At 36.7% G+C, this 23,242-nt stretch carries 23 protein-coding genes; 15 read left to right on the forward strand and 8 right to left on the reverse strand.

The window, feature by feature from the left end:
* Window positions 1–96: 96 nt before the first annotated feature.
* Both C7J88_RS08280 and C7J88_RS08285 read right to left on the reverse strand, forming a co-directional pair.
* Window positions 97–759: a deoxynucleoside kinase gene (locus tag C7J88_RS08280; RefSeq protein WP_095115246.1), complete on the reverse strand. Its 663-nt coding sequence runs from the start codon at window positions 757–759 to the stop codon at window positions 97–99.
* The gene (locus C7J88_RS08285) at window positions 746–1,369 is read right to left on the reverse strand and encodes a deoxynucleoside kinase (RefSeq protein WP_095115247.1); all 624 of its coding nucleotides are present in this window, start codon (window positions 1,367–1,369) and stop codon (window positions 746–748) included. Before C7J88_RS08285 ends, C7J88_RS08280 begins: the two co-directional genes overlap by 14 nt.
* Window positions 1,370–1,434: 65 nt before the next feature.
* Here C7J88_RS08285 and tadA point away from each other — a divergent pair, with 65 nt between their 5' ends.
* From tadA to C7J88_RS08300, 3 genes are all read left to right on the forward strand, one after another.
* A complete protein-coding gene (gene tadA / locus C7J88_RS08290) occupies window positions 1,435–1,911 on the forward strand; it encodes a tRNA adenosine(34) deaminase TadA (RefSeq protein ID WP_095115248.1) in 477 nt (158 codons plus the stop codon).
* A 93-nt stretch (window positions 1,912–2,004) separates the two neighbouring features.
* Window positions 2,005–2,874, forward strand: a complete 870-nt coding sequence (locus tag C7J88_RS08295; protein ID WP_095115250.1) for a Cof-type HAD-IIB family hydrolase — start codon at window positions 2,005–2,007, stop codon at window positions 2,872–2,874.
* Window positions 2,875–2,890: 16 nt separating this feature from the next.
* The gene (locus C7J88_RS08300; RefSeq protein WP_095115251.1) at window positions 2,891–3,457 is read left to right on the forward strand and encodes an NADPH-dependent FMN reductase; all 567 of its coding nucleotides are present in this window, start codon (window positions 2,891–2,893) and stop codon (window positions 3,455–3,457) included.
* A gap of 91 nt (window positions 3,458–3,548) precedes the next feature.
* Here C7J88_RS08300 and C7J88_RS08305 read toward each other — a convergent pair whose 3' ends face one another.
* The gene (locus tag C7J88_RS08305) at window positions 3,549–5,273 is read right to left on the reverse strand and encodes a glycoside hydrolase family 3 protein (protein WP_095115252.1); all 1,725 of its coding nucleotides are present in this window, start codon (window positions 5,271–5,273) and stop codon (window positions 3,549–3,551) included.
* Window positions 5,274–5,286: 13 nt separating this feature from the next.
* Window positions 5,287–6,126, reverse strand: coding sequence for an HAD family hydrolase (locus C7J88_RS08310; RefSeq protein ID WP_095115253.1), 840 nt, complete (start codon window positions 6,124–6,126; stop codon window positions 5,287–5,289).
* A 47-nt stretch (window positions 6,127–6,173) separates the two neighbouring features.
* Between C7J88_RS08310 and C7J88_RS08315 the strand changes: the two genes are divergently transcribed.
* The 9 genes from C7J88_RS08315 (at window position 6,174) to C7J88_RS08355 (ending at window position 16,569) form a co-directional block, all read left to right on the forward strand.
* Window positions 6,174–7,391: a helix-turn-helix domain-containing protein gene (locus tag C7J88_RS08315; RefSeq protein WP_095115255.1), complete on the forward strand. Its 1,218-nt coding sequence runs from the start codon at window positions 6,174–6,176 to the stop codon at window positions 7,389–7,391.
* Between the two features lie 391 nt (window positions 7,392–7,782).
* Window positions 7,783–8,424 carry a bifunctional 2-keto-4-hydroxyglutarate aldolase/2-keto-3-deoxy-6-phosphogluconate aldolase gene (locus C7J88_RS08320; protein ID WP_095115256.1) on the forward strand — a complete coding sequence of 214 codons (642 nt, stop codon included), beginning with the start codon at window positions 7,783–7,785 and terminating at the stop codon, window positions 8,422–8,424.
* A 4-nt stretch (window positions 8,425–8,428) separates the two neighbouring features.
* Window positions 8,429–9,448, forward strand: coding sequence for a sugar kinase (locus C7J88_RS08325; protein WP_095115258.1), 1,020 nt, complete (start codon window positions 8,429–8,431; stop codon window positions 9,446–9,448).
* A gap of 15 nt (window positions 9,449–9,463) precedes the next feature.
* On the forward strand, window positions 9,464–10,873 hold the full coding sequence (locus C7J88_RS08330) for a glycoside-pentoside-hexuronide (GPH):cation symporter (RefSeq protein WP_095115260.1): 1,410 nt from the start codon (window positions 9,464–9,466) through the stop codon (window positions 10,871–10,873).
* 15 nt (window positions 10,874–10,888) lie between these two features.
* Complete coding sequence (gene uxaC / locus C7J88_RS08335; protein ID WP_095115262.1) at window positions 10,889–12,301, forward strand: glucuronate isomerase; 1,413 nt, start codon at window positions 10,889–10,891, stop codon at window positions 12,299–12,301.
* A gap of 3 nt (window positions 12,302–12,304) precedes the next feature.
* Entirely contained in the window at window positions 12,305–13,351 is a 1,047-nt protein-coding gene (gene uxuA / locus C7J88_RS08340; RefSeq protein ID WP_095115263.1) for a mannonate dehydratase, read from the forward strand.
* 12 nt (window positions 13,352–13,363) lie between these two features.
* Window positions 13,364–14,206, forward strand: coding sequence for an SDR family oxidoreductase (locus tag C7J88_RS08345; RefSeq protein WP_095115265.1), 843 nt, complete (start codon window positions 13,364–13,366; stop codon window positions 14,204–14,206).
* A 24-nt stretch (window positions 14,207–14,230) separates the two neighbouring features.
* Entirely contained in the window at window positions 14,231–16,033 is a 1,803-nt protein-coding gene (gene uidA / locus C7J88_RS08350; protein WP_095115267.1) for a beta-glucuronidase, read from the forward strand.
* A gap of 446 nt (window positions 16,034–16,479) precedes the next feature.
* On the forward strand, window positions 16,480–16,569 hold the full coding sequence (locus tag C7J88_RS08355) for a type I toxin-antitoxin system Fst family toxin (protein WP_231910260.1): 90 nt from the start codon (window positions 16,480–16,482) through the stop codon (window positions 16,567–16,569).
* A gap of 572 nt (window positions 16,570–17,141) precedes the next feature.
* Here C7J88_RS08355 and folE2 read toward each other — a convergent pair.
* The 4 genes from folE2 to C7J88_RS08375 all read right to left on the reverse strand — a co-directional run bounded on the left by folE2 (window position 17,142) and on the right by C7J88_RS08375 (window position 20,040).
* The gene (gene folE2, locus C7J88_RS08360; protein WP_095115274.1) at window positions 17,142–18,023 is read right to left on the reverse strand and encodes a GTP cyclohydrolase FolE2; all 882 of its coding nucleotides are present in this window, start codon (window positions 18,021–18,023) and stop codon (window positions 17,142–17,144) included.
* A gap of 49 nt (window positions 18,024–18,072) precedes the next feature.
* The gene (bshB2, locus tag C7J88_RS08365; protein ID WP_095115276.1) at window positions 18,073–18,750 is read right to left on the reverse strand and encodes a bacillithiol biosynthesis deacetylase BshB2; all 678 of its coding nucleotides are present in this window, start codon (window positions 18,748–18,750) and stop codon (window positions 18,073–18,075) included.
* Between the two features lie 18 nt (window positions 18,751–18,768).
* A complete protein-coding gene (locus C7J88_RS08370; protein WP_095118098.1) occupies window positions 18,769–19,128 on the reverse strand; it encodes a YojF family protein in 360 nt (119 codons plus the stop codon).
* Between the two features lie 78 nt (window positions 19,129–19,206).
* Entirely contained in the window at window positions 19,207–20,040 is an 834-nt protein-coding gene (locus C7J88_RS08375) for a MurR/RpiR family transcriptional regulator (protein WP_095115278.1), read from the reverse strand.
* A gap of 122 nt (window positions 20,041–20,162) precedes the next feature.
* Here C7J88_RS08375 and C7J88_RS08380 point away from each other — a divergent pair, with 122 nt between their 5' ends.
* Genes C7J88_RS08380 through nagB form a run of 3 tightly spaced genes read left to right on the forward strand, consistent with a single transcriptional unit; the run spans window position 20,163 to window position 23,109 of the window.
* Window positions 20,163–21,689: a maltose/glucose-specific PTS transporter subunit IIC gene (locus C7J88_RS08380; RefSeq protein ID WP_095115280.1), complete on the forward strand. Its 1,527-nt coding sequence runs from the start codon at window positions 20,163–20,165 to the stop codon at window positions 21,687–21,689.
* Window positions 21,690–21,704: 15 nt separating this feature from the next.
* Complete coding sequence (locus C7J88_RS08385) at window positions 21,705–22,373, forward strand: N-acetylmannosamine-6-phosphate 2-epimerase (protein ID WP_095115282.1); 669 nt, start codon at window positions 21,705–21,707, stop codon at window positions 22,371–22,373.
* 10 nt (window positions 22,374–22,383) lie between these two features.
* Window positions 22,384–23,109, forward strand: coding sequence for a glucosamine-6-phosphate deaminase (gene nagB / locus C7J88_RS08390; protein WP_095115284.1), 726 nt, complete (start codon window positions 22,384–22,386; stop codon window positions 23,107–23,109).
* The last annotated feature ends 133 nt before the right edge of the window (window positions 23,110–23,242 follow it).

Below are 23,242 nucleotides of genomic sequence, written 5' to 3' on the forward strand. Positions count from 1 at the left end.
AACTTTATATTGTTAGTGTTGTGTCACACAAGAGATTAACACAATCAAATATTAAATAAATACCCCCTTGCTGTGTAAAGTAAGGGGGTTCAATATCTATCGTGGATCAATTTGACGATGTGTTTGGATAATGTGTGAAATCTTCGCGATGACCTTATCGATAGAATCCGGATCTTCATATAAATCATATTCATTAATATTTACACGCACGACAGGGCATGCATTGAATTGATTGATCCAATCATCATAGCGTTTAAACAACATTTGCCAATATTCTGGGTCGGTGTCCATTTCCATCTGACGACCACGTGTATTGATACGGTCGATTACATTGTTATAATCAGACTCTAAATAAATGAGCACATCGGGTTTTGGAAAGTAAGGTGTCATCACCATTGCATCGAAAAGGTTTGAATAAGTTTCAAAGTCTTCTTCCGTCATTGTTCCTTGTTCTTGATGCATTTTTGCAAAAATATCAACATCTTCATAAATAGAGCGATCTTGTATAAAGCCACCACCGTATTCAAACATACGTTTTTGTTCTTTAAAGCGTTCTGCTAAAAAGTAAATTTGTAAGTGGAAACTCCAACGACGAAAATCATCATAAAACTTATCTAAGTATGGATTATGATCGACATTCTCATAAGAAGTACGAAAGTTTAATTTATCAGCTAACGCACGTGTGAGAGATGATTTTCCAACTCCAACGGTCCCAGCAATTGTAATGACTGCGTCTGATGGTATATTATAGTGTGTCATGTGTTTGTCCTCCGATTAATTCATTAATACGTGATAATACTTGTTCATAGTCTTCTGGATTGTTGACGAAATCAATTTCTGTTGTATCAATCCATAATACTTGATGCCCTTCATCAGACAGTTGCTTATAGTATGTCGCATAGTCATCTTTAAGCTTTAATAAGTACTCATCTTCAATGTGTGCTTCAAAGCTACGATCACGCTTAGCTATGCGTTTTTTCAATACAGATAAGTCTGCGTCAAGGATAATGGTATAGTCTGGTGTAATTAAGTCTTCGGTTAAGATATCATAAATACGTGAAAACTTCTCATATTCCGTTTTAGAAAGGGTATTGCGTGCAAAAATTTTATTTTTATAAATATGATAGTCGCATACAATGCCGTCATGAAGTTCTGCCAAATCTTGATATGCTTTGTAACGATTACAGAGAAAGAACATTTCTGTTTGAAAGCTCCATTTGGAAATATCTTCATAAAAATCAGATAGGAAAGGATTCTCCCCAACAATTTCTTTTGCTTCATAAAAATGGTAAGATTGACTCAACTTGTGTGTGAGTGAGGACTTACCAACACCAATCGGTCCTTCAATAACAATAAAAGGTTTCGTCATATGTTTTCGCTCCATCTCATAGTAGTCAGTATTACAAATTTTAACATAAGTGAGGCTATTTCTGTATGAGAAGTCATGAATATTATATGTCACTTGCACTTGATGAAGCATATCAAGCAGCGAAAAAGGGAGAAGTGCCCATTGGTGCCGTCGTTGTAAAAGATGGTCGTGTCATTGCTCGTGCACATAATTTGAGAGAAACCATCCAGCTACCAACTGCGCATGCAGAACATCTCGCAATGGAGCAGGCAGCACGTGAATTGGGCACATGGCGTTTAGAAGGATGTACGTTATATGTTACGTTGGAGCCATGCGTGATGTGCTCTGGAACAATTGTAATGAGTCGAGTAGATCAAGTGGTATATGGTGCAGAAGATCCTAAAGGCGGTTGTAGTGGGAGTTTAATGAATCTCATAGAAGATAGTCGTATGAATCATCGTGCAAAAGTAGTAAAAGGTGTATTGGCTTATTCATGTAGTCAGCAGTTAAAAACGTTTTTTAAAACATTACGTCAACGCAAAAAACAAGAAAACAAATTTTGAAAAAAAGCGATTGAATTTTGTTAAACTAAAGGTATCTGAGTATTTCTATCATGAAAATAGGAAAGTAGAATAAGTAAAAAGTGAGGAAAAGTGATGGTCAAGTTAATTGCAACAGATATGGACGGGACATTATTGAATGCATCACATGAAATTACACCTGAAAATATTGAAGCTATTAAATATGCACAATCTCAAGGTGTGACGGTAGTGATTGCGACAGGTCGTGCGTTTTATGAAGCGAGTAGACCTGTGACAGAAGCTGGATTAAAAGTTCCATATATTTGTTTGAACGGTGCAGAAGTGAGAGATGAAAGTTTCAATATTGTACATACAGCAAGTTTGAATAAAGAAATGTCTGATGTAATTCAAAATACACTGAAACAAGCAGACGTTTACTATCAAGTATATACGAACAGAGGCATTTACACGGAAGACCCTGAGAAAGACTTGGCGATATATGTGGATATTGCTAAACACGCAAGGCAACATGCAGATGTAGATGTGATACGTCAACATATTCAATCGCGTATTGATAATGGTACGTTGAAAGTTGTATCAAGTTATGACCAAATCGAATCAATTCCGGGTGAATTGATTATGAAAATATTAGCATTTGATACAGATTTAGAGAAGATTGCACGTGTTAAACAAACACTTGCGGAACATGTGAACTTAGCAGTGTCATCATCATCGATTGGTAATATAGAAGTGACACACGCTGAAGCACAAAAAGGAATGGCACTTCAAGCGATTGCAGATCAATTAAATATTGATATGGGAGATGCAATGGCTGTGGGAGATAATATGAATGATGCGTCGATGCTAGAACGTGTAGGTCATCCAGTCGCAATGGCGAATGGTGTAGAAGCAGTTAAAGCACTGGCTACATTTACGACAGATTCCAATGAAGAAAGTGGCGTTGCAAAAGCCATTTATCATGTATTAAATCAAGAAGAAAAATAAAGGGAGTTTTTGAAAGATGAAAGGACTTATTATTGTAGGAAGTGCACAACGAGGTTCTCATACGAATGCGTTAGCACAATATTTGAAAGATCAAATTGAATCACATAACGAAGAAGTAACAATTTTTGATTTGGCAGAACAGCCACTCCATACATTAGATTTTACTGGACAAAACGCAGTACCAGAAAACTATCAAAATAATGCGGAACGCTTGAGAAATTTAGCACGTGAAGCAGACTTCATTATTTTAGGAACGCCAAACTATCACGGTTCATACTCTGGTATTTTGAAAAATGCTTTAGACCATCTGACAATGGATGACTTCAAGATGAAACCGGTTGGATTAGTGAACAACAGTGGTGGTATCGTCAGTGCAGAACCACTTTCGCATTTACGTTTAATCGTGCGTTCATTACTTGGTATTGCGGTACCAACACAAATTGCAACACACGATTCAGATTATGATAAGCGAGAAGATGGTACATTTTATTTATCAAATGATGAGTTTCAGCTACGAGCTAAACTATTCATTGATCAAATTCTTTCATTTGCCAATAATAGCCCGTATGAACACTTAAAATAAGTAATGTTTAAAGGCACTGATTATGTTAATCAGTGCCTTTAATATTGTGAAATATAATATTTATACAGCTACAAGTATTTACTTGAAAACTTTATAAACGTGCTTGCCATTTGTCGGTCCAAACAAGGTCATTTGGGATACCTTTAAATGTACTTTCACCCATTATTTTATCAATCACAGATTCTAAGTTCGTCTTATTTGAATGATATGCGTTGATATAAGCTTTGACCATTGTGGCATCATGTAAATGTGTGGTGAAGTTCAATGAGACGAAGACGGTAGGGACTTCGTGTACATACCAAGGAATTTCGTTACTCATAGCTGTTGACCAACGGATACGATAGTTATTTTCAGCAGCATAACCAATTATGTTAGCAAAGACGAGTGCAGCATCAACTTGTTCACGATACGCTAATGTTTTACCTTTGATTCTTGTAGAACCATCATTCACAGTCACGTTAAAACCACGAGATTCTAGAATACGAACAATTTCATCTGTGACAGATTGATCTGCTTTATAAATACCATCTTTTTCACCTTCTATCATATAAAGGCGAATATTTTTATGCGTTTCAGGGCGAATTGGCAGTTGATTTAACGTATTTTTAACAAGCGTAATACCTAGATCAGCTGCTTGACTTTGCATTTTTTGATGTTCCTCACATCCAATCACTTCGAGTTCTGAGACAGGAACTGTGAGTTCATTGTTTTTTTGACGGTTTGGTAAGTGGATTTTAGCTTTGAGTCCTAAAATACGACGTAATGCATCATGTAGACGTTCTTCTGTTATAACACCATTCTTATAGCCGTTCAGCATAAAGTTAAAGTCTTCTTCAATATCATTAAAGAACAAGAACATATCACAGCCGGCAGCAATTGCACGTGGTACATAATCTTCACGTCTCATCGCTGCTGTCATACCTAACATATGACTTGCGTCCGTTATCACAAGACCATTGAAGTTCATATCATCTTTCAACAGATCGGTAATCAATTCTGGTGATAATGTAGCAGGTAAAATATCACGGTCAGTTAATGATGGGTTTAACTTTTTAGAATATGAAGGAAGGGCAATGTGCCCTGCCATAATCATTTCTACACCATTTTTAATATGATTTTCATACACTTTTCTAAAGCTATGATCCCATTGCTCAACAGACTGTTCATTCACACCTAAAACTAGGTGTTGATCACGTTCTTCTGTACCATCACCCGGGAAATGTTTGATGCAAGTAATCATATCAGATGTTTGTCGGAAGCCATCTATAAATGCATTCGTATATTTAATAACTGTATCAGCTGTTGTTCCATAACTACGTGTATTCACAATTGTATTACGCCAGTTTTCTAAAATGTCTACACATGGATCAAAGTTGACATTAACACCAAGCGCTTTTGATTCACGTCCTGATACAAGGCCAGCGTTATAGGCAACGATGGGGTTTTGTGCAGCTTCACATTGTGCGGCTGATGCGATATATGTCCCATCTGAACATGCACCGTTACCACCAGAATCACAGTTTGCAGCGATGAGAAGCGGTAGTTTACTGTGTGCTTGTAATTGATTTAATAGTTGTTGGACTTGTTCCTTATTACCGCCTTGGTAACGTGCGCCACCAATATGGTATTTTTTTAAAATGTCTTCATTTGTTAATGCAGATTGGTTAAAATCACCGCTGTCTTCTAGAGAAAATAAATTGAAAAATAGTTGCCCAATTTTCTCTTCATCTGTTAAATTTTTAATTGTATTTTCTACCCAATTGATTTGAGTGGGATTTAAATTATAAGGTTTAGTTGTTAAATCAACGGTTGCCATGAAAATCATCCTTTCATTCAAAGTTTGTATAGAATTGATTGATTAATTGTTTTTGCATAGTTGTATCAAAATTATTTAAACGAAAATGGTCTGCATATGTTTCTTTGAAAGATTGCCAAGAAGTGGCTTCATTACCAACTAAAATAGGATAAAAATAGACGTTATTGTGTGTGGCAGCATCAAGGTCTCCCTTAGCATCTCCGATCATCATCACTTGATCTTCAGGATACAAGGATTTTAAAGCATCGATGCAATATTCTTTAGTTCCTGCTTCTTGAGCAAACATTCCTGTCACATATTGTGTCAGACGATGTGTCGACCACTCATCATCAACAGCAGATAAGTTTGCTGAAGATACAATGGCAATATCAGCGAATTGATTTGCGTATGCGAGTGCATCATGGACATTTGGAAAAGGCCCGACACTTGGTAGGTTATCAATACGCTCATTGACTTTATTAGACCATGCAAGCATATACTTAAGGCCCTTTTGATCAGGATTTTTGAAAATGGCACGTGTCAATTCAGGGTTTGAAAACACAGGGGTTGTATCTACCCAATGTTTGATATCGGCATAGCCATCAACTGTCACACCAGTTTCATGTAGTTCTGTCAACATTTTGCTTAATCCTTTGAAACGATTAATGCCACGTGTGATTTCGTATAAGTTGAAAACATTCCAGCGTTGTAATATTTTTTCGCGATATGGAGCAAGTTCTGGCCATATATCAATAATTGCAGGGCCAAAAGCTTGTTCATGTTTTATTGTCATTGTATCCATTCCACAACCGTCGGAATCGACACAGATTAAATGTTGATGTTGAGGGGTAAAATGACTCAATGAAGTATTCATAGTTTTCGTTCCTTTCATTGTTTATAATAAAAATGAGGTGAGGTATCATGTATCAACAAGAGACATTTGACATGCTTAAAACACATGCGATTGAATTATTGATGTTAGAAATCAATCGCTATGATTGGTCTGACATTAAAGGAATTAGTCAACAATTGAAGTCTCCGTTTACCAATACCAAAAGAAAAAAGTATAAAAAAGAACTAGCACACTTATTGTCATCGATGGATAGCCAACATATTTATCACTATACGAATCAATTTGATGTGAACTTCCTAATGTTTAAGTTCCGTAAAGTTGAGCAAGTGATAATTTTAGGTCCTTTTTTGCAGCGCCGTCCAAACGAACAGCAATGTCAAGAAATGCTTCAGAACGTACAGATCAAATTATCGAGAATGAACACGTTGAAGCAGTATTTGTTGAAAGTGCCTGTCTGTTCATATAATCAAGCACTTAAAATGACACGCTTAGCGATGCGATATTTAAAAAATAAATATCATTATGATGAAGTGTTAACGGTGGACTTCAACTTTCATGAATTACCAGAATCTCATGCTGAAAACAAAGCACAATATGATTACACACTTGCCCAAATACAGCATCGTTATGACTTGGAAAATCAAATGCTTGTCGCAATTGAAAATGGATTGATTGAAGATGCCTTACAGTTATATACGCAAGTGACTGCATCAGTAGCTGGTCTTCAACGAGTACGAGATGAGTTGTTAAATCAAAAGTATAAAAGTTATTTGATGAATTCACTTTCTCGTAAAGCGATTGAGAGAGCGAATGTCAACTTGTTAACGGTAGATCATATCTCCAAAAGATTTGCAACATTAATTGATGAAGCAAATACACTAGAAGAATTAGAGCAAATTGATAAAGATTTAATTTATGAATATGCAATGACTGCAATGAAAGTAAAATCATTAAATTACAGTCCTGCAATCAGTAAAACGATTCAGTATATTGAAATGCATCTTGATCAGCCTATTTTACTTGAGCAGTTAGCAGAGAATGTTTCGTTAGCACCGGCATATTTATCAAGGCTTTTTAATAAAGAAGTGGGGCAATCTATTTCAAAGTATGTTTTGACATTGCGCCTTGAAACAGCACGCAATTTGCTTAAAACGACATCAATGCATATCGATGAAATAGCGCAATACGTTGGATTTAATCAGCAGAGTTATTTTACGAAATGTTTTCGACTTCATTATGGTCGGACACCATCACAATATCGAAAACAATATAAATCATCCTTGTAAATGCCGTGTGGTACATCTTAAAATTAACAGAATTTTTTTGAAATCACTACTCAACTTTTGAAGAAATCTTCTAAAAACCTTAAAAAATAGAAAATTAAGTAAAAATAGTAATAAAAATCAAGAAAGTCACAAAAATCATTTATTTTCGTTACTATTTTCACAAATATAATGAAAGCGGTTTATCTTTACCTGACTTTTAAAAGTAAATTTTCATTTTTCTATAAAACACTGTTATATCAAGCGTTACAGCGTTCGATAAAATGGTGTTTTATTTTGTTTTTAAATTATATTGTGCAATACGTATGGGGTAGAAAATTGATTTTTCCTATTCAAAAAATATAATGAGTGTGAGTTGGTAAGCAGAGAAATTGACTGGAGGGATCAAATAAAAATGAATAAGTGGCAAACACTTCAGAAGTTACAAGACAATTATTTAGTAGCTGTTGTACGCGGGAAGTCTAAGGAACATGCAATTTCAGCAATTCAACAAATTATTGAAGGTGGCATTTATAATATTGAAGTCACTTTCACAACGCCACAAGCTGAAGATGTGATTGCTGAAATAATCGAACAAGTCAATGATGAGAAAGTTGTAATTGGTGCGGGAACAGTGATGGATGCGATTACAGCAAGAATTGCAATTTTGAATGGTGCATCATACATCGTGAGTCCACACTTTGACAAAGAAATTGCAAAAATATGCAACTTATATAGTACACCTTACTTACCAGGCTGTGGTTCCGTAACTGAAATAACACAAGCAATGGAAGCCGGTGTCGATGTTGTGAAGCTCTTCCCTGGTGATTTACTAGGACCTAACTTTATTAAAAACATCCACGGTCCCATTCCAAATGTAGCAATGATGCCATCAGGCGGTGTATCAATAGAAAACCTTGCTGAATGGGTAAAAAAGGGTGCATTTGCAGTGGGAATTGGAAGTGCGTTGTTGAAAGGAGCTTCTGATGGCAATGATCCTGTCATTAAAGAAAATACACAAGCATTTGTAAAAAAACTAGAAGAAGTGAGAAGGTGAAATGATGAAATTACTCACATTTGGCGAAATACTCATGCGCCTTTCATCACCTCAACATGAACAGTTTTCACAAGTTAAACAATTAGAAGTTCATTACGGGGGTGCTGAGATGAATGTTGCAATTGGTTTATCCGGGTTCGGAATTCAAACATCTATCGTTTCAGCTCTGCCAGACCATGTGTTAGGAGATTGTGTGATACAAACACTTGAGCAACACCGTGTTGATACATCACATATATTAAGACATCCGGGAAGATTAGGGGTTTATTACTTAGAGCGTGGTTTTGGATTACGTGCTCCCAAAATTATTTATGATCGCAAAGACAGTGTATTTACAAAAATATCTGCCAATGACTTTGAAATTCCTTCTTATTTGGCCGATTATGATTGGTTTCATATAACAGGTATTACAGCTGGATTAGATAAGAAACTCTTGCTGTATATGATTGAAGTTGCTAAACAAGCTAAAGCGCTTGGATTAACTGTAAGTTGTGATTTGAATTATCGCGCATTACTGTGGGATTTCGACACGGCAAGAATCGAGATGTCTGAATTACTACCATACGTAGACGTATTGTTTGGATACGAGCCAGTTGCTTTGCCAGATGAAACTCGCAATAACAAGAGTGATAAAAAAGATGGTTTATCACGTGATGAAGATATAGAAGTACTTCAACCTATTTTGCAAGAAATACATGAAAAATATGAAATACCTTATATCGCATTTACACAGAGAAAAATTTTTGACACAAAAAGAAACCGCTTACAAGGATTTTTGTCATCGCCTCAAGAGATTGTACAAACACATAAAGTAGACATTGATATTTTAGACCGCGTAGGAACAGGTGATGCGTTCAGTGTAGGCATTATTTATGGATTTATGAACAAGTGGCCGTTACAAGAAATTGTAGATTTTGGACTTAAAAACATGTGTTACAAGCATACAGTTTCTGGAGATTATAGCTATACATCAAAAAAACAAATTGATGAATTGACAGCTAACGGACACGATATTAAGCGTTAGAAAGAGGGCGATGACATGACGTCAGTAGATGCTAAATCAAAAAAACAAAAAACAAAAGTCGATAAGTTCAATGATATTGAAAATCCAAAGTTACCATTCCGTGAGAAGTTAGCCTATGGATTCGGTGACTTAGGGAACGGACTTATGTTTGATATGGGTCAAATTTATTTATTAAAGTTTTTTACAGATATTTTAGGAATTTCTGCATTTTATGGTGGTCTTGTATTTTTAGTTTCAAAAATATTTGATGCGTTTGTTGATACAGGTGTAGGAACATATGTTGACTCACGTCAAAACATTGGTCCAAAAGGGAAGTTCAGACCGTTTATTTTATATGGAACAGTGCCGCTTGCATTGCTAACCGTACTGACTTTTATTTCACCCAACTTGGAATATACCGGCAAAGTCATTTGGGCATTTGCCACATATATGGCATTCAACATGGCATACTCTGTTGTTAATATTCCATATGGCTCTTTATCTGCATCAATGACTTTAAACTCGGATGACCGTACACAATTGTCTGTATTCCGTAACTTAGGATCGCAAGCAGCAATGTTTATTTCAGGTATTGTGGTTATTCCACTTGTCAGTGCATTTCCGAATCACGCCGTTGGATACCCTGTTGTAGTTGCTGGTCTTGCAACGGTTGGTGTCATTCTTCACATCATTTGTTACAAAGGCGTTAAAGAGCGACATGTAGTAAAAAGAAGTAACCAAAAAGGATTAGGTAAAAAAGCATTTTTAAACTTACTGAAAAATGAAGCGTTTGCTGCACTAGCAATTTACACACTATTAACGATTATGGCAATGTTCTTAAAACAATCTGCGCAATTATACTATTTTGAATATGTTATGGGAAAATCAAATTTAGTAGGTGTTGTCAGTGCGCTTAACTTCGCAGTTTTATTACCTGCACTCTTTTTAACAACTTATTTGAGTAAATGGTTTGGTAAGAAAAACACAGCAATGATTGGTGTGTCAGGATTTATTATCTTTGAAGCACTTAACTATTTCTTATTTGGTGATAACTACATCACATTTTTAATAGTGAATACTATTTCCGCATTCTTCTTAGTGATTCCTAATACAGTAACATGGGCGTTTATCGCTGATGTAGTTGAATATGGCCAATGGAAGTCAGGTATCCGTTCAGAAGGGATTATCTATTCTAGTTACAGTTTTACGAGAAAAGTATCTCAGGCATTAGCAGGATTTATTCCTGGACTTTCATTAACGATGATTGGTTATCAGCCAAATGTTCAACAAACAGCTGATACAATACACGGTTTGAAAATATTATTCTTTGCAATTCCAGCCGTAGCAAGTTTGATTGCACTAATTATTTTCTTTATTGGCTATCCATTAACAGATAAAAAACATAAGAAAATTGTTAAAGAACTTGCATTAAGAGACGAACTATAATCAGGAGGGATTGATATGCAATTTATAACAGATCATTTTATGTTGCATAATGAAACAGCACGTACTTTGTATGAGAAATATGCTAAAAATATGCCGATTTATGATTATCATTGCCATTTAGATCCAAAACAGATTAGTGAGAATACACATTTTGATAATATTACTGATTTGTGGTTAGGTGGCGATCATTATAAATGGCGTGCGATGCGAGCACAAGGGATTGAAGAATACTATATCACTGGTGACGCTTCACCCAAAGAGAAGTTTCGCAAGTGGGCAGAAACATTGGAAAACACGATTGGCAATCCTTTATATCACTGGTCACATTTAGAATTGAAGATGTATTTTGATATTGACACATTGCTTACGAGAGACAATGCCGATGAAGTTTATGAGTATGCGAATAAGTATTTAGAAACACATCGCGTCACAACACAATCTTTAATTGAGTCATCAAATGTCTCACTGATTTGTACGACGGATCATCCGAATGACAATTTACAATATCATGAAAAATCAAAGCAACAAACAGATTTTAAAACTGCAGTGCTACCAGCTTTTAGACCTGATGACTTATTTAAAGTGGATCAGCCAATTTTTAAAGAATTTGTTGTTGAATTAGAAAAGTTAACACAAAAAATTGATTCACCAGAAGCATTGATACAAGCAGTTGTTCAACGTATTGATTACTTCCATGAAAAAGGCGGTCGCCTTGCTGATCATGGTTTAGAAGAAATACATTATGCACCATATGAGATAGAAGATATCCGAAAAATATTTGATAAAGCATTGAACAATGCGTCTATTACGAGAGAAGAGAAGTTTCAATTTCAAACATTTGTGTTGTATGAATTGAGTAAGGCTTATTATGAACGTCAATGGGTGATGCAAATTCACTTCGGTGCGATTCGTAACAATAACACGCGTGCTTTTGAACAATTAGGTGCAGATGCTGGATTTGATTCTATTAGAGATCAAGAGAACTTGGCATATCACTTGAATCATACGTTAGACATGATGGAACGTGAAGGGCATTTGCCTAAAACAATATTGTACAACTTAAATCCAGTTTATAACGATATTGTTGGTTCTACGATTGCTAACTTCCAAACTGAATCTGGTATTCGTAGCAAAGTACAACATGGTGCTGGATGGTGGTTTAATGATACAAAACAAGGCATGTTAAGACAGATGTCATCATTGGCAGATCAAGGTTTGATTCAACACTTTGTTGGTATGTTAACAGATTCAAGAAGCTTTATATCTTATTCACGTCATGATTACTTTAGACGTATTTTGTGTACATGGATAGGCGGTTTAGTAGAAAATGGTGAAATTCCAAATAATGATGAGATATTAAAGCGTTTAATTCAAGGTATATGCTATAACAACGCATTTCATTATTTCAAATTAATAGAGGAGGAATAAGCAATGAAAATGACTTTTAGATGGTACGGAAAAGAAGATCCAATTAGTTTGGAATATATCCGTCAAATACCTGGAATGAAGGGGATTGTTAGTGCAATCTATGATGTACCTGTTGGTGAAGTTTGGCCAATGGAAAAAATTACAGCACTTAAAGAAGAAGTGGAAGCGGCAGGATTGGAATTATCAGTCATTGAAAGTGTTCCGGTCCACGAAGATATTAAATTAGGGAAACCTTCACGTGATCGTTTGATTGAGAATTACTGCCAAACATTACGCAACTTAGGAAAAGCGGGTATCAAAACAGTATGTTATAACTTTATGCCTGTCTTTGACTGGACTCGTTCTCAATTAGATTATCGATTAGAAGATGGGTCTACTTGTTTGATTTATGATGAAGAAGATATTGCAAAAATGAATCCATTGAGTGGTGAGTTATCATTACCGGGTTGGGATTCAAGTTATACGAAGGAAGATATGAAACAGTTATTCGATGACTATGCCGAAGTAGACGAAGAACAGTTATGGGAAAATCTTACTTACTTTATCAACAAAGTAATTCCTGTTGCAGAAGAAGAAGATGTTCTAATGGCAATTCATCCGGACGATCCACCATGGAATATTTTTGGATTACCACGTATTATTACGACAAAAGAAAATCTTGAGCGCTTTATTAATCTATACGATTCTAAGAGCAATGGCTTAACGATGTGTTCAGGATCATTAGGTGCCGATCGTAATAATGATTTTGTAGATATGTTGAAATATTTTGGAGACAAAGGACGCGTACATTTTGTACATGCACGTAATGTGAAATTAATAGGAGACAAGTCATTCCAAGAGTCTGCACATTTATCTGAAAAAGGCTCAATTGATATGTACGAAGTGGTTAAAGCAATGCATAGCTTCGGTTATGAAGGACCTATTCGCCCAGATCATGGTCGTATGATTTGGGGAGAAACGGGTAAACCGGGATATGGTTTATACGACCGAGCATTAGGTGCCACATATCTTAATGGATTGTATGAAGCAGTGTGTAAGTCTAACAAATAGGAGATGGAGCCGATGAAATTACCTTTTCAAATAAATTTAGAAAATAAAGTTGCAGTTGTGACAGGCGGTACTGGAGTCATTGGTAGTGAGATGTCTAAAGCATTAGCGAAATGTGGTGCGAAAGTAGCGATGGTCGGTATTACAGATGACTCAAAAGGTCTTGTTTCTGAGATAGAAGCGATGGGTGGAGAAGCAAAAGTCTTTTTAGGCGATGTAACGAACAAAGATGAGATGGAGCGTGTTAGAACAGAAGTTCATGATACATTTGGGACTGTTGATATCTTAGTGAATGGCGCTGGTGGTAATTCGCCACGTGGCACAACAGATGATGAAAGATACAGTGCTGATAGTGACAAGAGTGGGAAAACATTTTTCGACTTAGATGCCAAAAATGTAGGATTTGTAATGGATCTGAACTTTTTAGGGACATTTATCCCATCACAAGTGTTTGGTGCAGATATGGTGGATAAATCAGAGGCAGCCATTGTTAATATTTCATCTATGAATGCATTTACGCCACTTACAAAAATTCCGGCATATAGTGGTGCCAAGTCAGCTGTGAGCAACTTTACACAATGGTTAAGTGTTTACTTCTCAAAAACGAATATTCGCGTGAATGCAATTGCACCTGGTTTTTTAATTACCGCACAAAATGAAAGCTTATTATTAAATGAAGACGGCAGTTACACAGCTCGTTCAGAAAAAATATTAAATGCAACACCAATGGAACGTTTTGGTAAACCAGAAGAACTAATAGGTGCTTTGTTATTCTTAGTTGATACGCAAAGTTCAAGCTTTATCAATGGTGTTGTTTTACCAGTCGATGGTGGATTTAATGCCTATTCAGGTGTTTAAAATTTAAGAGAGGAGTTTTAATCAATGTTATATCCTATAAATACAGAATCAAGACAAGTCATCGATCTCTCAGGTGTATGGCAATTTAAACTTGTACAAAGAGATGAAGTCGTTGATCCGAAAAGCCCCTTAGATACAGATCAAGTGATGGCAGTTCCAGGTTCGTATAATGATCAAGGAATTATACAAGAAATTCGTCAACATGTTGGAGACGTATGGTATGAGCGCAATTTTGTTATTTCGAGACAAATGAGAGATGAACGCATTGTATTAAGATTTGGCTCAGCAACACATCATGCTACTGTCTATATCGATGGTGAAGAAGTCATCACACATTCAGGAGGCTTTTTACCATTTGAAATTGATATTAGTCAATATGCAGTGGGGACACATCGTCTCACAGTAAAAGTCAATAATATCTTGACGTATGAGACGTTACCAGTAGGTACATTTGAAGAAGTAGAACGCAATGGCAAGACGATATTAAAAAATAGTCCGAACTTTGACTTTTTCAATTATGCTGGGTTGCATCGTCCTGTGAAAATATACACAACACCGAAATGTTATATTCAAGACATTCGTATTGTACCAACAGTGAATGACAATGGTACAAGCGATGTAAAATATGAAATTGATGTAGCGGGAGATACAGCATCAGTTGATCGTATTAAGGTATCAGTTGTAGATGCCAAAGGTCATGTAGTCGCAGAAGATGAAGGACAATCAGGTGATATCCATATTGACAGTCCACATTTATGGCAACCGATGAATGCATATTTATATCGATTAGAAGTTGCGTTATATCATGAAGAGACATGTATTGATGTTTATGAAGAGCGCTTCGGTATTCGTTCAGTTGAAGTGAAAGATGGTCAATTTTTAATTAATGGAAGTCCATTTTATTTTAAAGGCTTTGGTAAGCATGAAGATACGTACTATCATGGACGTGGTCTGAATGAAACAGCCAATGTTTTAGATATTAACTTGATGAAGTGGATTGGCGCCAACTCATTTAGAACATCACATTATCCATATTCTGAAGAGATGATGCGACTCGCAGATGAGCAAGGTATTGTTGTGATTGATGAGACGACAGCAGTTAGCTTACACTTAAACTTTATGGCAACGTTAGGTGGCACGAGTGACAATGATACTTGGAAAGGGTTAAAAACACATCAAGCACACCGTGAAGTGATTGAAGGGTTGATTCAGCGGGATAAAAACCATGCTTGCGTTGTCATGTGGTCAATTGCGAATGAACCTGAGTCCAATGCACCGGGTGCTAAAGAATACTTTGCGCCATTTGTACAACTAGCAAGAGACTTAGATCCACAACAACGACCTGTGACAATTGTAACAATATTAACAGCTAGTCCAGAAACTTGTGAAGTACAAAACTTAATTGATGTAATTTGTTTAAATCGTTATTATGGCTGGTACACACAAACAGGTGATCTGGAAGGTGCAAAAGAAGCACTAGCGAAAGAATTGGATACATGGACTGAGAAGCAACCGGGTAAACCAATTATGTTTACAGAGTATGGTGCAGATACAATTGCAGGATTCCATGCAATCGACGATCAAGTATTTACGGAAGAATATCAATTAGCATATTATAAAGCAAATCATGAAGTTGTCGATCGATATCCAAACTTTGTTGGAGAACAAACTTGGAACTTTGCTGACTTTGAAACAAGCAATGGCATTTTCCGAGCGCAAGGCAATAAAAAAGGTATATTTACTCGTGAGCGTAGACCGAAATTGATTGCACATTATTTCAAAGAACGTTGGCATGAAATTCCTGATTTTGGTTATAAAACGAAATAGACATTAAAAGGCTCCACGCTATTCATATAGTGTGGGGCTTTATATATTGGCAGTATTTGAGATGATTAAACAAGATACATTTACAATTGAAAGCGGTTATATCATTGTAGAATTTGTAACGATTAATTGAAGAACAAAGCTATTTAGGTTGGCAATAATGTGAAACTATGATTAAGTGAAACTTAAATAGTTTGAACGTTAAATACTCATCTAATCAGTATTATAATGTTAAAAATTACGGTTTTTCATAAAATAGCAAGGGTTTTTATATTATATTAAAATAGTGATGATAATAGTGTGAGATGTCTAAAAAATGAAGGGGAAGCAGTAAGAAAACTTGAATAAATGAAAGGTGACGAGAAGAATACATACGTGATAATATCGTCACATCGCCGAAACTTTTGGCGTCAAATTGACGTTGAAAGGAGGTGTTTGAAATGTTTTACATGTTAGAGAATGTTGCAGTCGGAATCATAAGCGGCTGTATTGTTGCAATGTTTGCTCAATGGCTAGGTAATCGCAACAAGCAAAAATAAAGGCGATAATAGCCATCACGTATAAAGCCCCACACTAGGATCAGTAGTGTGGGGCTTTGGTGTTTAAAATGATTTACATGTTTATCATTATTATACTATTATAAGATATAAATGGCAAGTACGATTGTACAAGATATTATTTGTAGAGTGAGTTGAATGATGGATTGAAAAGCTGTACTAAAAAATATAATTCCTATTGCATGGATATAATGATGATAAGCGTATAAGTGTTTAAAATTTGCATTTTGAGAATCGGTAAAAGGTGTCAGAAAAATAGGTTTTTCTCCTAACTTTGTGATGTCAGTGTTCAAGGAGCAGGGCTTTCGACAGAACGTCGCAATTCCCCAAAATAAAAAAGCTATTTTGAGAATTGCTTGGGTTCTGCTCAACCCCAAAGCACTCCTTTCACAACCTCTTTTTTTGCGATGTTTGCTCAATGGCTAGGTAATCGCAACAAGCAAAAATAAAGGCGATAATAGCCATCACGCATAAAGCCCCGCACTACTGATTCTAGTGTGGGGCTTTGTTATTTAAGATAAGTTAAGCGTGTTATAACGAAAAATATTTTTCTCTTACGGCTGACGATATGTTAGTTTTGCAAAAGCATCATGTTGATGAATCGATTCTTCATTACGACATTCAATGTCAAAGCCTGTGAGCCATCTTACTTCTACCAAATCGGCTGCAATGAGTCGAATTAAATCCTCCACAAATCGTGGGTTTTCATAGGCACGTTCTGTAACGCTTTTTTCATCCGGTCTTTTTAAGATAGGATACAACATTGAGCTCGCATTGGCTTCCATCGCATCTAATAAGACTTCCTTGTAGTCTGACGGCAGTGTCGAATGCTTATCAATGTATGCTTTAACAGTGATAATACCTCGTTGATTATGTGCAGAATACTCACTGATTTCTTTTGAACATGGGCAAAGTGTTGTGACAGCGGCTGTTAAAGTCAGCGTTTTACGTGTCACTTCGTCATCTTGTACAGCTAAGCCGTATGACACATCAGCATGACCGACTGCTTTGATTCCTGTAACAGGACTGAGTCGATTGAAAAACCATTTGCCTGAGACATCGACACCAGCGCTGTGCTGGTTCATGCGTGACTTAAGTGTATGCAAAAGTGACGTGAGTGCATCAAACTCTAAGCGAATGCCATTATCGTATTCTGATTCTACTGCTTCTAAAATACGGCTCATGTTAATGCCTTTTTCATCTTGATTTAAGCTTGTTGAAAAGCTGAAGTTACCCGCAGTTTGAAACTGATCAATCCATACGGGGTAAACAAGGTTCTTGATACCTACTTGTTCAATTTCAAACAAAAAGTTTTTATGCGTACTTTGAAGGTCGGTCATCTCTGCTTTGGTTGTTGGCTTTGTTCCTTTAATCGGGTCCACTGAACCAAAATGTTTCCAACGGCCTTCACGCGTTGATAAATCAAATTCAGTCATGTTATTCCTCCACTAAAATGCCACAGCCAGTTATGTGATGCTGTGCAATTTATTCAAAACGATAAGTCCAATAAAATTCTTTAGATAAGTATGTTTCTGCGTCATTTGGTGCACCAGAGACATCTCTATCAGGGTTTGCCAATTGTTCAAGGAATGGGCCTGTCTGTGATGCGTGTGCTTTGAATGCACGTAATTTATGGTCTTTGTATGCTGAAACATCATTGACGATATCAGGTTCACCGAGCGCATCATATGCATCATTACTAAATGCGACAAGCCATAACTTTGGGCGCTCCGCTTCTGGCATGCGTCCCACTGTGCGAACGACTGCATCTGCAGTTGCTTCATGATCTGGATGCACAGCATAACCTGGGTAAAATGAAATAATCGTAGTCGGTTGTGTCTCATCGATCAACGCTTGCACCATTGCATCCATCTCATCGTATGGTTCAAACTCTACCGTTTTATCGCGCAAACCCATTTTGCGCAAGTCTGTAATCCCAATCTCTTTCATCGCTTGTTCCAGTTCGCGTTCACGAATAGTTGGCAGTGATTCACGTGTCGCAAAAGGGGGATTTCCCAAGTGTCTTCCCATTTGTCCAAGTGTTAAGCAAGCGTATGTCACTGGAACGCCTTGATTGACAAAACGCGCTAACGTCCCTGCCGAAGAGAATGTCTCGTCGTCAGGATGTGGAAAGATGACTAATACATGTTTTTCAGATGTCATAAAATGTCAACTCCCTTATTATGTTTCAAATGGATGATGGCTGATTTCAAGTGCGGCTGCCAACTGTCCTTCATAGTTAAAACCAGCAAGTAAAAATTCACCATTGTCATTTAATTCGTAATGCGTGAGTCCTTGTACGTAGACCCAGCCATTGTTATCTAACTTCAAGCCGATGCGAAACGGATCTTTGTCGCCACCTTTGAGTTGTGCATGCTGAAAAGTGACTTGGATATTTCGTAAAAAAGTTCCTGCATTAAAGACACGTTGATCAAAGTGGTTGGCGTATGCTCCATTTGTTGTTTCAACGTGTAAGTAGACAGGCTTATTCGCAAATTGATCTAACAACGCTTGAACAGCTTCATTGGTAATCGGTTGCAAAGCTTTCACTGCCTTCCTCATCAGTTTATCTGTTTATTTTACTAAAAACTGACTTAAATTTATATACCTCTGCTCACTTTATTGCGTAAAATCATTAGAATTTTTAGAATGACTGTGTTTTGACATCAGTTCATGATGGCTCTTTGAGTAGTGTTCTAAGCATGTTGGATCTTGTAATAAATGATAACTAACAAGATCAATAATGAACTGGTTAGAGAGTTGACTATTGATGAAGTAAGTATCATGAGTGTGACGTTTGTCTGCTGTTGTAATAATTCGTGTACAATGGCGTGTCAGTATGTCTGTTTCAAAATGAGATAGTGCGATGACCTTTGCACCACTTGCTCGTCCATGTGCAATGCTTGTAATGATTTCCTTTGTGGCCCCACTATTGGTAAGGGCAACAATGGTCGTATGTGGGTTACACATTTGACCGATAATCGCCATCAAATGTGCATCTGTTATCGCAATGGTATTAAACCCCATGCGTGCAGTACGGAAATAAAACTCTTGTGCACTTAACCCAGAACTACCGATACCGATGAAAATGACTTTCTCACTCTCTTGAATGGCTTGTACTAAATACATCAAGTCATCTTCTACGATAAATTCTCCTGTGTGATTAAGAATAGACATATAGTGCTGATGTAACACTTGTATCGAAGGACTATTATCAATTTTTTCAGTTTGTTGTTCATGTAAGATGGCAAAACGAAAAGATTGAAAGCTATCATAACCAAGTTTATAGACGAAGCGTGTAATACTAGAAGGTGAGACATCGACAGACATCGCCATTGCATGAATCGTACTCATGTCTGCATTATCTTTTAATTTCATGATGTATGTCGCTATTTTTTGATCTGTTTTCGTCAATATATGTCGATACTTTTGAATACGATTTTCAATTTTCATCTAATTTCTCCTTTTTCATGAGTATATTTGAAAATAAATTCCAATTCAACTATATACATTGAGAAAAAATTTCAGAGTGTTATATTTAAGGTGATTAATAGATGAAAAGTGGGTGAAAGTGTATGAGTAAACTTTTTGATAGAGCTCAGCAGTTTGGGAAGTCATTTATGTTGCCGATTGCCATATTACCGGCAGCAGGTCTTTTACTAGGGATTGGTGGTGCATTGAGCAATCCGAACACAATCAAAGCATATCCAGTATTAGATATTCCATTTTTACAACATATTTTTGTATTGATGAGTGCCGCTGGTAACATTGTCTTTCAAAATTTGCCAGTGTTATTTGCGATAGGTGTCGCAGTCGGACTTGCAAAAAGTGATAAAGGAACGGCAGGATTAGCTTCAATGTTAGGTTTCCTAATTATGAATGCGACGATGAATGCATTGCTAACTATTACAGATAACCTAGCTGCAAGTGATGAACTTGCTAAGGCAGGTCAAGGTATGGCACTTGGAATACAAACAGTGGAAACAGGTGTGTTTGGTGGGATTATCGTAGGGATACTGACAGCAGTCTTACACAATAAATACAATAAAGTGAACCTACCACAGTTTTTAGGATTTTTCGGCGGTTCTCGCTTTGTTCCAATTGTTACATCATTTGCTGCTATCTTTTTAGGTGTAGTGATGTTCTTCGTATGGCCGGCAGTACAAGCTGTTATTTTTGGTGCAGGTGGCTTAGTGAATAAAACAGGTGTCATTGGAACGTTGATTTATGGATTTATTTTACGTATGCTTGGACCTTTTGGATTGCATCACATTTTCTATCTACCATTCTGGCAAACAGCATTAGGTGGATCGTTAGAAATTAATGGCAAATTGGTACAGGGTACGCAAAATATTTTCTTTGCACAATTGGGAGACCCAAATGTTCAGCACTATTATGAAGGGGTATCTCGTTATATGTCAGGTCGTTTTATTACGATGATGTTTGGCTTGTTAGGTGCGGCATTAGCGATTTATCATACAGCAAAACCAGAAAAGAAAAAAGTAGTTGGTGGGCTCATGCTGTCTGCAGCGTTAACATCATTTTTAACAGGTATTACAGAACCGCTTGAGTTTAGCTTCTTATTTGTGGCGCCATTATTATATGTTGTTCATGCTGTATTAGACGGTTTGGCATTTATGATGGCAGATATTTTCAATATTACAGTTGGACAAACATTTAGTGGTGGCTTTATTGACTTTATCTTATTCGGTGTTTTACAAGGACAAGCAAAGACGAATTATCTGTGGATTATTCCAATTGGACTTGTTTGGTTCGCACTGTACTATGTGATTTTTAGATTTTTAATTACAAAATTCAACTTTAAAACACCGGGACGTGAAGATGAAGAAACTGTCCAATCAGTTGAGAAAAGTGAGCGAGTACAAACGATTATCGAAGGACTAGGTGGCGCTGACAATATCGAAGTGGTTGATTGCTGTGCAACTCGATTGCGTGTGACGTTAAAAGATGGTACACAAGTAGATGAGGAGAAATTAAAAACAACTGAATCTAGGGGGATTATTCGAAAAGGTAATGGTATTCAAATTGTTTATGGTCCCCACGTAACATCAATTAAAAATGAAGTAGAAGAAGCTTTATAAAGGAGAGAAAGAACTATGAAGTTACCAAAAGGATTAATCGTCTCTTGTCAGGCGTTAGAAGATGAACCGCTTCACTCATCATTTATTATGAGTAAGATGGCACTCGCAGCAAAAGAAGGCGGTGCAGTTGGTATTAGAGCAAACTCGAAAGAAGATATTATCGCAATTAAACAAGAAGTGGATTTACCAGTGATTGGCATTGTAAAACGTGATTACGACAATTCTTCTGTTTTTATTACAGCAACGAAACAAGAAGTGGATGAGTTATTAGAAAGTGGTTGTGAAGTCATTGCATTGGATGCGACATTGCGTGAACGCCCAGCAGAAGCTTTAGAAGAATTGGTACAGTATATTAGAAATGAAGCACCAGAAGTTGAATTAATGGCAGATATTGCTACATTAGAAGAAGCGAAAAATGCAGATCGTCTCGGGTTTGATTATATCGGTACGACATTACACGGCTATACAGAAGAGACACAAGGGAAGGTACTTTATCAAGATGATTTTGCCTTTTTAACAGATGTCTTGGACAATGTAGAACAAAAAGTCATCGCAGAAGGTAACGTGATAACGCCAGAAATGCTGAAAGCCGTTTTTGACAAAGGTGTTTATGCGTCAGTTGTTGGGGGTGCTATTACACGTCCACGAGATATTACGAAGCGTTTTGTAAGCTTGATTCAATAGGAGGGGTGGTATGAAAATTACAAATATTGGAGACAAGAAGCAAGCCTCATTCTATGTCGCAACAGAACTGTACAAACAAATGATACACAAAAAAGAAAGTAAGTTAGGGTTAGCGACAGGTGGTACGATGATTGAGATGTATGAAGCATTGGTGAGTTTGTTAGAGAAAAACCAACCAGATGTATCTCAAGTTGAAACGTTTAACCTTGATGAATATATCGGATTAGATGCAGAACATCCAGCAAGCTACCATCAATATATGAACAACATTTTATTTGATCAGTATAAAGGTTTTGATTCAGCCAAATGCCACTTGCCAAATGGTGTGGCTGATAATCCGGAAGTGGAAGCAAATAGATATGAAGCATTGTTAGATGAAAAAGGACCAATGGATCTTCAAATATTAGGTATCGGTCAGAATGGACACATCGGTTTTAATGAACCGGGCACTGCATTTGATAGTGTGACACATCGTGTTGATTTGACAGATAGCACGATTGAAGCGAACAGTCGATACTTTGATGATAAAGCAGATGTCCCGAAACAAGCCATTTCGATGGGGTTACGTTCTATTATGAAAGCGAAACGTATCATTTTATTGGCGTTTGGGGAACATAAAAAAGAAGCAATCACACAGCTGGCGTCAGGAAACATCACAACAGATGTACCGGCAACAATTCTACATTTACATCCAAATGTTGAAGTGTATGTTGATGATGCCGCAATGCCAGATTAACTATAAATAAAAAAGTGAACGATCATAATACATACGGTGAACTACACTGTGTTAGTGTTATGGTCGTTTTTTGTATTTGATATGTTTAACAAAAACATATACGGGTACAGCAATGAATGTATCACGTAAGAAA

Origin of the sequence: Staphylococcus muscae (genome assembly GCF_003019275.1) — a bacterium.
GTDB lineage: Bacteria > Bacillota > Bacilli > Staphylococcales > Staphylococcaceae > Staphylococcus > Staphylococcus muscae.